Annotated in this window: 13 protein-coding genes; all 13 read right to left on the bottom strand. The window is 64.8% G+C overall.

Annotation, left to right across the window (positions count from 1 at the left end):
* The coding region (locus ACLFQI_RS05415) for a glycosyltransferase (protein ID WP_410757859.1) at positions 1-548 on the bottom strand (548 nt) is incomplete at its 3' end.
* Positions 541-2,106: an exosortase A gene (gene xrtA / locus ACLFQI_RS05420; RefSeq protein ID WP_410757860.1), complete on the bottom strand. Its 1,566-nt coding sequence runs from the start codon at positions 2,104-2,106 to the stop codon at positions 541-543. The genes ACLFQI_RS05415 and xrtA, both read right to left, overlap by 8 nt.
* Complete coding sequence (locus tag ACLFQI_RS05425) at positions 2,103-3,482, bottom strand: glycosyltransferase (RefSeq protein ID WP_410757861.1); 1,380 nt, start codon at positions 3,480-3,482, stop codon at positions 2,103-2,105. The genes xrtA and ACLFQI_RS05425 overlap by 4 nt, the downstream gene beginning before the upstream one ends.
* Positions 3,479-4,540, bottom strand: coding sequence for a FemAB family XrtA/PEP-CTERM system-associated protein (locus ACLFQI_RS05430; RefSeq protein WP_410757862.1), 1,062 nt, complete (start codon positions 4,538-4,540; stop codon positions 3,479-3,481). The genes ACLFQI_RS05425 and ACLFQI_RS05430 overlap by 4 nt, the downstream gene beginning before the upstream one ends.
* A gap of 77 nt (positions 4,541-4,617) precedes the next feature.
* The gene (locus ACLFQI_RS05435) at positions 4,618-5,514 is read right to left on the bottom strand and encodes an XrtA system polysaccharide deacetylase (protein WP_410757863.1); all 897 of its coding nucleotides are present in this window, start codon (positions 5,512-5,514) and stop codon (positions 4,618-4,620) included.
* A 9-nt stretch (positions 5,515-5,523) separates the two neighbouring features.
* A complete protein-coding gene (locus ACLFQI_RS05440; protein WP_410757864.1) occupies positions 5,524-6,957 on the bottom strand; it encodes a TIGR03016 family PEP-CTERM system-associated outer membrane protein in 1,434 nt (477 codons plus the stop codon).
* On the bottom strand, positions 6,954-7,919 hold the full coding sequence (locus tag ACLFQI_RS05445; RefSeq protein ID WP_410757865.1) for an XrtA-associated tyrosine autokinase: 966 nt from the start codon (positions 7,917-7,919) through the stop codon (positions 6,954-6,956). Before ACLFQI_RS05445 ends, ACLFQI_RS05440 begins: the two co-directional genes overlap by 4 nt.
* Complete coding sequence (locus ACLFQI_RS05450) at positions 7,919-9,499, bottom strand: XrtA system polysaccharide chain length determinant (protein ID WP_410757866.1); 1,581 nt, start codon at positions 9,497-9,499, stop codon at positions 7,919-7,921. The genes ACLFQI_RS05445 and ACLFQI_RS05450 overlap by 1 nt, the downstream gene beginning before the upstream one ends.
* A gap of 47 nt (positions 9,500-9,546) precedes the next feature.
* On the bottom strand, positions 9,547-10,191 hold the full coding sequence (locus tag ACLFQI_RS05455; protein WP_410757867.1) for an XrtA/PEP-CTERM system exopolysaccharide export protein: 645 nt from the start codon (positions 10,189-10,191) through the stop codon (positions 9,547-9,549).
* Between the two features lie 135 nt (positions 10,192-10,326).
* Positions 10,327-11,673, bottom strand: a complete 1,347-nt coding sequence (locus tag ACLFQI_RS05460) for a hypothetical protein (RefSeq protein ID WP_410757868.1) — start codon at positions 11,671-11,673, stop codon at positions 10,327-10,329.
* A complete protein-coding gene (locus tag ACLFQI_RS05465; RefSeq protein WP_410757869.1) occupies positions 11,670-14,066 on the bottom strand; it encodes an efflux RND transporter permease subunit in 2,397 nt (798 codons plus the stop codon). The genes ACLFQI_RS05460 and ACLFQI_RS05465 overlap by 4 nt, the downstream gene beginning before the upstream one ends.
* Before the next feature lie 82 nt (positions 14,067-14,148).
* Positions 14,149-14,907 (bottom strand): outer membrane lipoprotein-sorting protein, encoded by a 759-nt coding sequence (locus tag ACLFQI_RS05470; RefSeq protein WP_410757871.1) that lies wholly within the window; start codon positions 14,905-14,907, stop codon positions 14,149-14,151.
* 160 nt (positions 14,908-15,067) lie between these two features.
* A partial coding sequence (locus tag ACLFQI_RS05475) for a hypothetical protein (RefSeq protein ID WP_410757870.1) occupies positions 15,068-15,400 on the bottom strand: 333 nt, incomplete at its 5' end.

Raw genomic sequence — 15,400 nt, forward strand, 5'->3', positions numbered from 1 at the left:
AAACGCCCGGTATCGACGCCGTTATAGATCTGATTGAGCCGAGCATGCGGCACGCCGATCCGCTCCGCGAGATAGCCCATCTGATGCCGCGACAAACCGATGTATTGGTTCACCAGAGGCCGTACCAGGCGTCGCAGGCGACGGTTGCGGGGATTGGTGCCATCGGCGTCGCCGACATCCCAGCCATGCTCGCCATGCACCCGCGCTCGTACCCCGGCGGCGGCCGCCGTCAACTGCGTTTCCAGGGTTGCCAGATTGCGGGTATGCACGATGTCCGGGCGCAACTGGCGAAGCAGACGCCAGAGCCGCGCATGGACGCCGAGATCCTTGCCCTCGCGCTTGTGCAGGGCGTACAGCCCGACATCGTCGCGCCGGAGACGCTCGCTGAAGGCGGTGTAATCGGTCATGCAGAGGATCGCGTGCCGATAGGCCTGTGGCGGCATCTGGTTGATCAGATTGACCAGCCCGTTCTCCATGCCGCCGACATCGAGCCGATGGATGATGTGGGCGATGAGCGGAGGCGCTGCCGGTTGGCTGGATTCAGTCATCGTGATCGTGATAACCCACTGGCTGCGGCAATGCCCGCGCGAAATCTTCGAGGCGTTGGCGCGCCGCGTCCAGCGTCAGCTCATCGCCCTGGGTGCTGAGCGCGACCAGGAAGGCGCCACGCCCATCACCGATCAGCACCATTTGCAGTTCGCGCAGCTTGACCTCGACGCGATCGATGGTGGCGCGCTCGCCGATCTGGTACCAATGCCAAATCAGCCGCAGCCGGCCGCTGGGACCGCGCAGCAGGGTTTCCTGGACCGCGCGGGGCTGACCATCGTTGTCCGTGAGCGTTCTGCTCCGCCCGGCGACGGGGCGCCAGGTCTCGTTGCGCTCATGGATCTGGTTGCGCCAGGAGATGAGTTCGGTGCCTTGGCCGCGATTGCGATAATGCAACAGGTGCAGCTCCACCGCGCCGCCGTTGTCGCGATAGCGGCCGGCAAGCTCGGCATCGGCGTCATGGTAAGCCGGTCGCCAGACGTCGGCGACGTCCTCGGGGCCTTGCCAGCCGGGAACCGCGCTTGGCAGCCGAATCGGGGCCTCGACCCGCGTTTGCTGGGCCCGTTGCTGGAGCAACACCTCGGTGCCGCGCGCCGAGCCGAGCACGCCCACCACGGCCAGCATGATCAAGGCGAGGTTGAAGGCGTTCACCGGTTGCGAGGACGCGCGCGGCGCCGCCCCGTTGCGCGCATCGACCGGACCGTGCCGATCGGCCCAGAACGAGCCGATCCAGAACATCAGGAACATCACCACGCCGAAGAACACCCAGCCGACGACGATATGACCGTAGCCGAGGATGATGCGTCCATCGGTGACATGCGCGGTGATGATGATGCTGTAGGCGCGCAGGCCATTGGCGAGCATGGGCAAACCGATGGCGAGCACCATGAAGGCCAGGCGCCGCCAGAGGCTGTTGTAGTTCAGATAGGCATAGACCAGCCCCAGGGCCAGGGAGGCGATGAGATAACGCACCCCGCTACAGGCCTCGATGACGACGAAATCGGCGGCTGGAATGCTGATGTAGTGCCCATCCATGTGCACCGGCACGCCACTGAGCTTGAGCAGCAGCACCGAGAACCAGGCGGTGTAGTCCATCAGCGGTGGCACGATGAAATCCCCGAACGGCACCGCGAAGAACAGATAGGCGAGCGGGAACACCAGCGACCAGGCCAACCTTGGCCCGAGCAGGGTCAGCACCAGTCCGGGCAACATCGCCACCAGCGCGAAATGCTGCACCGTCTTGACATCGACGCCGCGCGCCAAGATCCAGGCCAGCGTGGCCAGCGCGATCCAGATCAGCCCCCAGGCCCAGGGCTCGGGTGACTGTCGAGCGAGTTCCTGGCGACGGGTCCAGATCAAAAACAGCGTCAGCGCCGGGATGAACGTGCCATGGGCATAGGTCTGGGAGTTGAACCAGATGTGCGCCATGCTCAGCGCCGAGGGCCACAGCAGCCACAGGGTCAGCAGTGTCGAAAGCCCTAGCAGAGTCAGCGCCAGCGTCCAGCCATAGCGGATCTGGCTAGGAAACCCAGGGAGATAGAGGTTGGACGATGCGCTCATGACTCGACTCCAATCGGCTCCGAGCCGGGATTGGACTCGGACTCGGGCTCGGCTTGCAGTAACCGAAGCAAGCGATCTAAGTGTTCGGACCAACTGTAATGCGCGATCACGCAAGCGCGCGCTTGTGCTCCCAGCCGCGCCCGTTCCTCGCCGTGTCGCTGGAGCAGGCGCAGCGCGAGTGACGCCAATGACTCGGGGTCCTCGGCCACCAGCCAGTCCATGCCGGCACAGTCGCGCAGGCCATCCAGCGCTTGCGGCGTTGCAACCACTGGACAGCCCATCGCCATGGCCTCGAGCACCTTGTTTTGCACCCCGCGCGCGATGCGCAGTGGTGCCACCGCGCCCATGGCATGGGCCAGATAGGGACGCACATCGGGCACCGTGCCGGTCACCTCGATGCCGGGGCGCTCGCCGAGCGCGCGCACCTCGGGCATGGGCCGACTGCCGACGATCACGAACCGGGCCTCGGGCATTGTGTGCCGAATCCGCGGCAAGACCGCATCGGCGAAGAAGCGGACCGCATCGACATTGGCCCAGTAGTCCATCGCGCCGGTGAAGACCAGGTTCGCGCTATCCGGCGCAAAGGGATTGGGATGGTCGCGCTCGGGCGAGAAATACTCGGTATCGACGCCATTGTCGATCGCATGCACGCGCGCTGACGGATCCGGCGCCTGGTCTTCAACCCGCTCCCGAGCCTGTCCCCATGCTCGCCGTTTCCGAACTCGACCCTGCCCCTGCCCTTGCTCCTGATCCCGAAGCAACTCCCGAAACAGGGCCGCTTCCGGTTCGCTGACCAGCACCGAGGCGCTCGCCCGCGCCGCCACTTCCCGTTCGAAAGCCAACAGCCGACGGGCCTCGCGCGCATAGATCCAACGCATCGGCCCGCGATGGCCCTGGGCGTACTGGCGCCATTTGTCCGAATCCACATCGACGAGATCCACCACCTGCGGCAGCGCGCCCGTGTGTGGCAGCTCAGCCGAGCGGAGCGCGGGCAGGTACTGCGCCATCGCCGAGGAAAACGCCAGCGCGCGCATGGGGCCGGACGCCGTCAAGGTCTCCCGCACCCAGTCGCGCATGCGCCGATCGCGATAATAGGGCAAGGTCAGGGCCTCGCCAGTGAGCAGGCCCGCGAGGCTGCGCAGCTTGGCCGCGCGGGGGTTGAGCGGCAGCAGGCAGAGACTGGCGCAATACGCGGCGACGTCATCGCGATGACGCCAATCGTTTGGGTCATCGACGAAGGCACCGAGATGGATGCGAAAATGCGCGGAAAGATGTCGAAGGATGTTGAACGAGCGAATCTTGTCGCCCTTGTTCGGCGGAAACGGGATGCGATGCGCGAGGAACAGCAGATCGCCCGCCCCGCCTGCCCCGCTCATCCGATGCTCCGCGCGAGCCAGGGGCCCAGCCGGTTGGCGACGAACAGCGGCAGGCGTTTCCAGCCGGCGATGAAGAGCCGGTATTTCGGATTCAGCGGGTTGATCTCGGGAATCCGCTGGGCACGCACCAGATGATATTCGTAGTAGAGCGGTTGCGGCTCGAAGCCCCAGTTCTTCTTGAAGCTGAAGGAGCCGGTGCCGCGCTTGCTGCGGCCGTAGTCGAACCAGCGATAGCCCTGCTCGCAGGCGCGGCGCATGACCTCCCAGTAGAGGAAATCGAAGCCCGCCAATGCCCGCGCCTGCTCGGTGCCGCCGCCATAGTAGGGCAACACCTGGTCGCGGAAATAAAAGTTGAGCACGCTGGAAACGGGCTCGCCGTCCTTGGTGGTGGTGACCACGTCGCAGGCGTCGCCGAAGGTCTGGCGCAATGCCTGGAAATAACGCCGGGGCAGGACCGGCGTCCCGAGACGCTGGACGCTGCTGGCATAGATCGGATAGAAGCGCGCGATCCCCGGGTCCAGCTCGCTCTGCAGTGCGTTCTTGATGCCCTTGCGCACCATGGCGCGCTGCTTGCGCGGGATCGCTTGCAGGTTCTTCTCTGGCTCGGGATCGATGGCCTTGCGGAAGGTGACATAGAGGTCGTCCTTGCACGGCCAATCCGGATTGCGCCGCTGGCGATGGCGCAATTCCAGATAATCGACCCCCAATTCCTCGGCCAGCGTCCGAGCCGCCGCGGTGAGGCTCGCCGCCGCCTGCTGATCCTGCGCCGCGACGCCGCCGTAGACGCAGAACGGCACCGAGATCAGCGCATTGCCGAACAGTAGGCTCTTGACCTGGCCGAGCGGCAGGACGCCGGTGATGGCGCCGGCGCGTTCGCTATACAGGTAATGGGCGCGGTGGCCGAGGGTTTCTTCCAGAATGCGCCGCCAGCCGGCGCGATGGAAGAAGGTGGCGTCTGGACACTGCTCGACGAAGGCATCCCAGGCCGCCTCGGTGGCTGCCAGCGTGTCGACTGCGGCCTTGGGGGCCGCGTCGAGCCGCTTGACTTGATCGGGCATCCCATCGGCCGAGGCCGAGGCAGGGACGGAGGTCGCCGCTGAAGCCGACACGGCCGCGCTTTGCGGAGTCGAGGACGTCATGCGGCCCGCCCCATCTCCTGCGCAGGCCGTGTCGCCCCTTGCAGGAAGATCGCATCCATCCGATCCCAGGCGAAATCTTGCAACAATTGGCTCAAGCGCGCCTCGGTGCGCGACAGATTCAGATAATGCCGCACGCGCGTCTTCAGGCCGATCCCGGCTTGGCGCGGCTGCTCCGGATCGATCTCCCAGGGATGGAAATAGAACACCGCCGACGCGCCATCGCGCCGGTTGACCCGTCGCAGCGCCCAGCGCGACAGCGCATACGGAAAGAGACGGAAATAGCCACCGCCGCCACAGGGAAACTTGCGCTGCCCAAGCATCACCGTGGTCACCGGGATCTCGAGAATCCCCGCCTCACCGCCATGGCGAAAGGCGAAACGCGGTGCCTCGGGCATGCCGTAGAGATCGTGGCGAATCGGATAGATGCTGGAGCTGTATTCATGCCCTGCTGCGAGCAGCTCATCCAGCGCCCAGAGATTATCCCGGCCGATCGAATAGCTCGCGGCCCGGTAGCCGCGCACCGGCTCGCCGGTGGTGTCCTCGAGCAGCGCCTTGGTGCGGCGGATATCGGCCCGGAAGGCGTCCGGGGTCTGATTGACCACCCGCACATGCTCGTAACCGTGGCTCGCGACCTCGTGGCCGGCCTCGCTCAGGCCCCGCACCATCTGTGGATAGCGCTCCGCCATCCAGCCGAGCACGAAGAAGGTGGCCTGGACCTGGTGCGCCTCGAACAGCGCCAGGATGCGCTCGATATTGCGTTCGACCCGGCACGGCAGCCGCTCCCATTGCTCGCGGGCGATATGCGGCTCGAATGCCGAGACCTGAAAATAGTCCTCGACATCCACGGTCATGGCGTTACGGGGCGCTTCCGTCAGACTTGGGCGCTGGAGCATAAGCAGACCTCAGAAGGTTTTCTGGAGCGTGGCCGACACACGATTTTCCTGATAACCGTCGCTCTCGGGCCGACTCGATTCGAGATCGCGATAGCTGTATTGCACCGAGGCGCTGACCTGGTTGCCGAACTGGCGGCTGATCCCGAATTGGGTAGCAGACAGCGTCTCCTCGCCAGCCTGACCGGCGAAGGTACTCTCCTGCCGGCTGGCATTCGCGAACACCGAGGTCCGCGGCCGCCACTGCCAGGAGAGATTGCCGGCGATCGATTGCGCCTCTTCGCTGTCGTTGCTGATCTCGTAGTCGCGCTGCTCATGGAAGACGCGCAGGCCCCAGCCGAGCTTACGACGCTGCCCGGTGTAGCCCGCGCTCAGGCGTTTGCTGACGAAGGAACCACTGCGCAACTCCGGCGTCTCGAGATCGAACAAGAACGGCTCGCCCTCGACGATCAGCGCCTCCTCGATGGTCTGATTGACCCCACGCGGGATGGTCTGATCGATCTCGAACTGCGTGACGCTGGTGACGCTCTCGGTGTAATCGAGCGTGAACTGGCTGTTGCGCATCCGATGGCGCGCCGTTGCCCCGTAGTTGGTGCCGAAGGCGCGTTTGCCGAAGAAGGCCTCCAACAAGGTGCGCGCGCTTGGTTCATAGGTGCTGCCCAAGCGCCAGATGAGGCCATCGGACTGCGTATTCCCGTCATCCTGGTCGAATGCGTCTTGCTCGTACCCCACAACCGCGAACAAATCCAAGCGGTCGGTGACATTCCAACGCCCCAGCGCTTCGGCATTCTGCTGCGTCGTGGATGCGCCGCCATCGGCATCGGTCTGTGAGTAATTCAACGCCAGGCCCCAGCCGAAGCGCGAGAACTGTGGGCCGCTATCGAGATTCAACGACACCGTATTGAGTTGACTGTTGCCGCCCTCGTTACCCTGGGTATCGACGCGATTATAGCTATAGCGCAACTGCGCGGTCGCCAGATCCTCGAATTGCTGAACATAGACTGGACTGATGCTGAACGTCAGCACATCGCCGCGATTGTTGTCCAGATTCAGGTTGTCGGCGCCGGCCCTGGCGCGGGTCAATTGCCGTTGCGAGAAGGATGCGGCGCTATCGATGAAGAACCGTTCGGGCAACAGATCGACGCGACCATTGCCGAAGAATTGATGAAAGAGCGCGCTGTCGTTGCTGTCCTGCCAATAAAACAGGCTCTGCAGATTGTAGCCAAGCTGGGCGCGCGCGCGCGCGCCATCGCGGTTCAGATTAAAACCGGTGTTGAGCTGGGTAATGAATTCGGATTCTTCCTCCCCCGGCGAGGCCAAACCAATGTTGTCGGAATAATCCTGACTCAGCGAGAGTCTCGGCGTGAAATCCCAGGCCTCGTCAAGCGCCAAGGCCAGGGGCGTGACCGTCATCAAGAAGACGCCCAAGGCATTGCGCGGGGTCACGTCCGCTCCTCTCCCTGTCCATAGCCGCCCAGTCCATAGCCGCCGTACCCATAATAGTAGTCGCCACCCAGATGACGCGTCTTATTCAGCACCAGACCAATGGGCTTGGACGCATCCAGCAGACCGAGCGCGTCTTTGACCGAGTGCTGCAGGCTCCTCTGCGCCTCGACCACGAAGACGATCTGCCCGACCAGATTCGACAACACCACCGCCTCGCTGGTCACCAGCAGCGGCGGTGAGTCGAAGAGGATCACGCGATCCTCGTAGCGGCTGGCCATTTCATGCAGCAGGCGCTGCATGTCGCCGCTGGCCAGCAACTCGTTGGCATGCGGATGAAACTTCCCCATCGGGATGATGCGCAGCTTGGGGATGTTGGTGCGCAGCATCACATCGCCGACATCCAGGGACGGATCGACCATCAGATCGATCAACCCAGGCCCCATCGGGATATTGAGCATCTTGTGGACGCGGGCACGCCCGACATCGGCATCCACCAATAGCACGGTCTTATCCATCTCCATGGCGATGCTCATCGCCAGATTGACTGCGGTATAGGTCTTGCCCTCGCCCGGCAGCGAACTGGTCACCATGATCAGGTTGCCCTGCTCCACCAGCAACGCGGTTCGCCCGAAGGCGTTCTCCAACAGGGGCCGCTTGATGATGCGGAACTCCTCGGCCACCCGTGAACGGTCTCCATCCGGGGTCACGCAGCCTTCGGCCTTGAGCCGGGCAAGATCGATGGTGACCCGAGCACCGCGATCCTCATCCTCATCCTCGGGCGATGCCTGCGCCGTGGGCGGTGTCCGCGCACCTTGCGGTTCGGCGGCGGCGCTCGGCACCTCCGTCGCTGCGCTCGCCGAGGCAGGCGTCGGCTCGGGCGCCGGTTCCGCCGACTGCTGTTGCCGCAGCCGTTTGGCGGCCTGCTCGATCAGGCTCGTGTCGTTTCCGGTCTCTGCGCTCATCAGAACAATTGCCCCAGTGGCTTCAGATAACTGCCGGCGGTTGCAACGGTGACGAAATAGGCCAGCAACAACAGCAGGGCAACCCCGATAAACGCCAGCAACCAGAGGCGCTCGCGCTTGCGCTGCTGCTCGGAGCCATGGAACCCGACGTTGCCCAACACCGGAAAGCCGGTCAATCGATTGAGCGTGCGGCGATCGTCGAACACCGGCCGCAACTGCGACATCAGGAAGGCCAGCCCGCCGCCAGCCCCCAGACCGAGCACCAAGACGCCGCTGAACATGGCCGGACGATTGGGCGCGGAAGGCGACTTGGGCAGGCGCGCCGGCTCGATCACCTGAAATTGGACCTGCTCCCCCTGATCCTCGACATTCTGCGACAGATTGGCCTGTTCGCGCCGTTGCAGCAGGGCCTTGTAGTTCTCCTGGTTGACCGAATAGTCGCGGTTCAAGCGTTTGAGTTCAGCCTCGACCTCGGGGATGGTGTTCACCAACCCTTGCAACTCCTCGATCCGCCGCCGTTGCTCGGCGACGCGCACCTGGAGCGCCGAGACCTCGATCTCGGCGTTCGATTTCGCCATGCGCAGTTGCTGGAACACGGGATTGGCCTCCAGATTGCCTCCCTGTTGCATCGGCGATTCTGCCGGCAACTGCGCAAGCAAGTCCTCGCGTTGCTGTTCGAGCTGTTCGAGCGTGCGTTTGATCGAACGGATATCCGGATGCTGATCGGTAAAGCTCAGGCTCAGCTCGTCGAGCCGTTCCTGCAGACGCTGGATGCGCGCCTCTAGCTCTGGATCGACCGACCGCCGCCCGGAGGCCCCGGACGCCATCTGGTCCATGATGCCGAAGGTGGGCTCCTCGCCGGTCAACTGACGCTCGATCTCGTCGCGCCGGTGCTCGGCTTCCTGGAGTTCGAGTTCGGTATTGCGCAGTTCGGCTTGCGCGCTTTGCAGGCGTTGATAGTAGTCGCCGCGATCGCCCGGCAACATGCCGACATTCTCGCGCCGAAAATCGGCAAGCCGCTGCTCGGCCTGTTCAAGGCGCTGCTCATAGGCGTCGATCTGCTGATCGATGAAACGCCGGGCCATCTCGGAATCCGAGCGCGTGTCGGACAACGCCCCCTCGACGAAGAGATCAAGCAGGGCCTGAACGACCTTATAGGCCTCTTGGGGATCGCGCGACTTATACGAAATATTATAGATATCGCCCTCGCGCGTGCCCTGGATCTGCGTCCCCGAGCGCAGCCGATTGATCACCCCATCCATCTGGGCCTCGGTCGCCGCTTGCAGATGGAGGTCGGTAGCGCGCGCGACCTTCTCGAGATTCGGCCGCGTCAACATCATCCGGGTCATCATGCTGACGCGTTGATTGATATCCGTGCCGACCGCCAGTCCGCGCAAGAGCGGCGCCAGCATCGAGCGCGTATCCACATGCACGCGCGCCGAGGCGCGATATTCGTTCGGGATCTCGGCAACATAGGCCCAGCCCCCGAGCGAAACCGCCCAGGCAACAGCCAGCACCAACCATCGAAAACGCCAGATGCCGCGGAGATACCCCAGCACCTGACCTAAAAGTTCGTGCATCCAGTCAGGTTCCTACAACGCAGACGGCCATGGCGGTAAGACGCGACTCAAAACCAGGTCTCGGGAATGATCAGGATATCGCCCGGCAGCATGTACACATTGGCCTCGATCTTGCCGCGCTTGATCAGATCGTCGAGACGCACGTTGAATTGTTTCGGCTTACCATCGACCACCCGCACGATACTCGCCTTGTTGCCGGCGGCAAACTCGGTCAGGCCGCCGACCTGGATCATCAGATCGAGCGCGGTCATGTCCTCCCGGTACGGGACGCCCTGCGGATTGACGGCCTCGCCCACCACGCGCACTTGCCGATTGTAGGGTCCAACAAAACCGGTGACGATGACGGTGACCACCGGATCGAGCACATAGGTCGCCAGCACCTCTTCCATGTCCCGCGCCAGTTCGGTGGGCGTCAGCCCGGTGGCGGGCACATCCTCGATCAGCGGCGTGGTGATCTTGCCATCGGGACGGACGGGCACCGATGAGGACAGTTCAGGCAGTCCCCAGACGAAGATATTGACGTTATCGCCGGGACCGATCAGATAATCCGGCGTTTCATCCAGCGCCATCGACGGCAGCGGCGGATACTTGGGGCCCGTTGAACAGGCGGACAACGCCAGCGCCAATCCGAACAGCAACAGCTGCAGATGCCGCCTCTGGGCTGGACTGCCGCGCGAACAGAGCGTATTCACCGCCGATCCTCCATCCATTAGCTTAAAATCGCTGTACCAAAATAGCATAGCGCATGATTGTTGGTAAATATCAACAGCGCTGTTTCTTAAATGCAACACCCGTTCTTAAATGCAACACCCGCGGCGACAATGGGCTCAAAAATGCATCCGCCAGCTCAGGCTGACCAGGTCGTTATCCTCGTAGAAACCGCCCAGGGTCTGTTCGTCGCCATCGAAATAATGATACGCCAGCGTGAGTTCGTGCGGCTCGAAGCCGAGGAAGGCGAGTTGCGGATTCAGATAGAGATCCCGGTCCTCCATGCCCTTGAAGAAACGCAGCCGGGCGCGCCAACGATCGCGGGCGAAATGGGTCTCCAGATCGCCGAACAGATCCAGCGTCCGGCGTCGATCCAGAACCCCCGCCGGCGCATCCAGCAGCTGACTGCCGCCGAGCTGTAGATTGACCCGCAGCTCGCGATCGCCGGGATAGAACTCGACGCCCGCCACCCAGTCGATGGCCTCGCGGGTGATCACGCGCAGATCGGCGGTGGTCGCGGGTCGATCGCTGAGCCAGGCCGCCTCCAACCGCCAAGTGGCGTTGTCGGTCACGAATCCAAGGTCGCCACCGACCACCCAGGTGCGCGGATAGCGGGCGACGAAGGTGTCCGGCGCCGCGCCCAGGGCGCCGGCGAGATCCCAAGGCCGCGCCAGCACCGCCTCGCGCACCCTGGGATCGAGCCCATAGTAAGGCACCGACGGCCGCGTATTCTGCACCGTCAGCGCATAATCCAGCCCCCGGCCCGGGCGACTGAGACGCAGTCCCCAGCCACCGCTGCCGCCCTCGTTGTCGTCGACGCTGCCGGCCTGGATCAGCGGCGCCATCAGCGGATTGACCGGCATGCCGAGGATCCGCCCACGGGTCTTGTCGATCGGCGACCAGAGGCTATCCAGGCGCGGCATCTCGGCGGCGCGCAGGCGCGGCACATAGAGCAGATCGACCTTGAGATCGCCGATGAACTCCTCCCACCGCGCCGCCAGCACCGCCCGCCGCCGGTCTTCCAGATCATCGAGCAGCATGCGGCTGAGATCCTGCACGCTGAGCCGATCGGTCGGCGGCGTCTCGTCGACCCGCCCCCAGGTCACGATCTGCGGCCCCAGGGTGACGCGCCGGTCCAGATCCTGATAGCGCAGATAGCTTTCATCGACATCCAGCTCGAGCCGGTCAAACTCCTCGACACCGGTTTGCAGAGAGCCATCCAGCCGCGCCCCCAGGCGCACCGACCAGCGCGGCGCCAAGGCCCAATCCACCGCCAGATCGGCATGCAGATAGTTGCTCGTGCGGGCTTGGCTCTGATCCTCGGTCAGCACGCCGGCCTCGATCCACAGCTGCTCGAGCGCGATGCTCGGCGCCTCGGCCTCGGCGGCCAGCGCCATCGGCAACAGCGCCAGCAGCGGGGCGACCCCAATCCAGGGCATCGGTCTTGAAGTGCGCGATCCGCTCATCGGTTCCTCCGCGAGAATTCCCCGCCTTCGGCGCGGGACGGTTGTCGAGGCGGTTGGCCGGCATCCGGCGCGCTCGACGCCGCCTTGCGCTGGCGACGCGCCCACCACCAGCCGGCGGTCACCATCAGCAGCGCCGGCAGCACCAAGAGATCGAACAGCAGTGCCGTCACCAGGCCCAGCGCCGTCAGCAGGCCGAAATCGTTGGTCGGCAAGAACGGCGAGCCGAGCAAGAGCAAAAACTGCGCGCTCAAAATCAGCGTGGTCGCGGTCACCGCCCGCCCGGCATGCTGATAGGTGCGCGCCAGCGCCCACACCGGCGAGCGCCCGCGAGCCCGCCGGCTGCGATAGCCAAAATAGACATGGATGGTGTCATCCACCGCGATGCCCACCGCGACCCCGGTGATCATCGCCGTGGCCATGTCCAGCCAGATGCCGAACAGCCCCATGACGATGAAGATCACCAGGATCGGCGAGAGATTCGGCACCATGCACAACAGCGCCGCCGACAGCGAACGCCAGATGACGACCATCAGCAGGAAGATCAGCCCGGCCGCCAGCAGCAGGCCACGGATCTGCCCCTCGATCAGCAACCGCTCCTGATCGCCGAACAGCCGCCCGAAACCGCCGATATCGAAGGTCAGCTCGCCGAGCGCCCGCTGTTCCAGATAGGCCTCGATGTCCGCCATGATCGCGTTGATCTTGCTCGCGCCATTGACGTTCAGGTTCAGCATCACCCGCGTGACGCGGAAATCCCGATCCACCAGCTCGTAGAGATCGTTGCCGTCGTAGATGAACAGATACTGCGCGATCAGATCGCTCTGTTCCGGCAGGCGGCGATACTCCGGGTCCTCGGCATGAAAGCCCCAATGCATCTCCTCGATCATATCGACCAGGGTGGTGACGCGGTCGACCTCCGGCCGCGCCGCGATCCACTCGCGGAAGGCCTGGATCTCGCGCAACGGCTCGACCTGCTTGAAGGCATCGCGCGCCGGCGCCTCGAACACCACCTCCAGCGCGGTGACCCCGGACAGCCGCTCGGTCAGCACCTGGTTGGACTGACTGATCGGATGGTCCTCGTGGAAGAAGCGGAAGAGATCGCTCTCGACCTCGACGGTCGACACCTGCGGCGCGCCGGCGGCCAATACCAGCAGGGTGACGATCAGCACCCAGCGCGGATAACGCATGCCGAGCCGCCGCAGCCAGGCGACCGGCGCATCCAGGAGACCGATCCCCTTGCCGGGCCGCGCCCAGCCGCCACGATCCCAGCGCGCGAAGATCGGCGGCAGGAGCCAGGCCACCAGCAGATAGAGCATCAGCACGCCGGCCGCCGCCGACTGCCCGAGCGCATGGATCGGCGGGATCTCGCTCATGCTCAGCGAGATCAGCCCGGCGGCGGTGGTCAGCGCCGAGAACAAGGCCGGGCGATGGATCGCGTCCCAGGCCTGCCGCACGCGCTGTTGCGAGGACGCGCCTGCGGCGGATGACGCACCCTCGACGCCCTCGCGGCGCTCCACCATGGCCAGCGCGTTGTACCAATGCAACAGAAACGCCACCGACAGCGACACCATCAGCGGCGGCAGGATCGCGGTAATCAGCGTGAACGGCTGCCCCAGCAGCACCAGCACCAACAGCGCCGTGCCCACGGCGGCATGGATCGCCGCCAGCGCGATCGCCAGCGCCAACCAACGCCGGAACAGCCAGGCGGTCAGCACCAGGCCGATGGCCAGCGTCGCCGGCACGAAGATCAGGCTATCGCGAACGGTCGCCCGCAGTTGCGCCGCGTCCAACGGCGTCTGCCCGGAGATGGCGACCAAATGGTCCGCAAGCCCGGCATCCGCCAGCGCCTGCTCAAAGGCCGTCTCGACTTCGAGGCGCTGCAGGCTGTTCTCCAGCTCCCGGGGGCGCACCGCCAGCGCCATCAGACTGCCGTCATCGGAGATCAGCAAGCCGGGGGCAAAGCGATCGGCCAGCAATCGCGCCCGGCGTTCGGCGGGATCGAGGCGCGCGCGGATCGCCGCATCCAACAACGGCTCGACCACGAAGCCATCCGCCGTGCCGCTGATATGGTCCATGGTCGCCGGCGCCAGCACCCGCTCGACCAGCGGATGTTGCTGCATGGTCGCGACGAGCTGCTCGAAGCGTTCGAGGAAGGCATCCTGATAGAGATCCTCGCTGACGAAGGCCGCCACCAGCACCTCATCGCCCGGGAAACGCTCGCGCAGCTGACGCTCGAGGATCGCCGCCTCGCTCTGCGGAGGGATGTAGGCCTCGGGCGAGTTATTGATCGTCAGCGTCAGCGCGGCGGTCACCAGCGGCCCGACCGCCAGCACAATCAGGATCGCCAGCGCCGCCAGCGGCGGCAGACGCAACGGATTCAGCGAGATTCGTTTCATCGGCGGAACCAGGTTGACAAGCAGGCGCGCGCCCTGCTGCGCCTAGAGCGCACCCTGGAGCGCAACAGGAACCGCGCACGCATCACGGCCGGAACGGCCGCTCCAGGGCCGGGTCCTTCAGCGCGCGGTTGCTGAACAGCCGCTGCGGCAGATCCTGATCGTAGACGGTCTTTTCAGCGGTCAGCCGCGTCTGATGCCCCGACTCCAGATCCTGCATCAGGCTATCGGTCACGGTCCAATAGCCTTGGACGCGCTCGACCTTGTCGACCCGCAAGCGCTTGAACGGCGTCTCGGCGCCTGGCCGATAGAAATCGACCCGCATCGCAATCAGGGTGTCGGGATCAATCCAGCTCAGCCGTCGCCCATAGACCGAATTGCTCGAATCGGCCGGGATGCTCTCCAGCACCTCGGTGGCCACGCCTTCCAGCGTCTCCTGGCGCAGCCAGCGATGCCGATCTTCGTCGACCTTGCGATCCTGTAGATCCTCATAGAACAGGTCCGAGCCGACGAACCGCCCGCCCTTGCGCGACGACGGGATGCGCCGGTCGCGCCCGAGCGCGGGCAGATAGACCCATTGATCGGTGCTGCCATCGGCCTGATCGATGGTCAACAGACCGGTGTCGGCGATATCCGCCGGCGCGGTGAAGCGGATCAGATTCGCGACCTCGCCACCACCGCCATCGCGGCGATAACTGAACAGTTGGCGCACGCGCGGCTCGCGCCCAGCCTCGGTCAGGACCATGGTGCCGCGACTGGCGACATCGCGTCCATCCGGGCGGTCGTAGACCTGCTGCGCCAGCGCGCGCCCGCGCTCGGCATCGGCAAGCGCGAACATCGGCATCGACAGCCCAAGGCACAGCAGCACGAGGACCCCTCGGCGAGCGGACCTGGCGCCAGTTAGGAACAGAGTTTGAAACGATGTTTGCATAAGCGATCACCCTTGGCGATGGAACCGAAACCCCCCTGACCGCATGCGCGTCGCGCTCACAGACGCAGGCGGCTTACGCGAGCTGCATGGTCATTAAACCGAGCGGAACCGTCGCCGGCATGCTGGCGGACAGGCCCGCGATCAGCGGGATCATAAGCATACCTGCGGGCACCAAACTCAGCAGCAGGAACAGGAGAAAGCCAAGGATACCCGCCGAGCGCCGCCGAACGATACGCGGCTTGGGCCGATAGCGCGGCGACTCCGCAGCCCACGACTGCGTCGTTGCCGGTCGCTCGATGCGCGCCCCATTGCCCCGGCTCGTATCCTCGACAGCGAGCCCGGGCAAGGGGCTGAGCGTTGGCTCCACGCGAGAACCCGAGGGCTTGGGGCGATCCGAACCGACAGG

Source organism: Halochromatium sp. (assembly GCF_046541315.1).
Lineage (GTDB): Bacteria > Pseudomonadota > Gammaproteobacteria > Chromatiales > Chromatiaceae > Lamprobacter.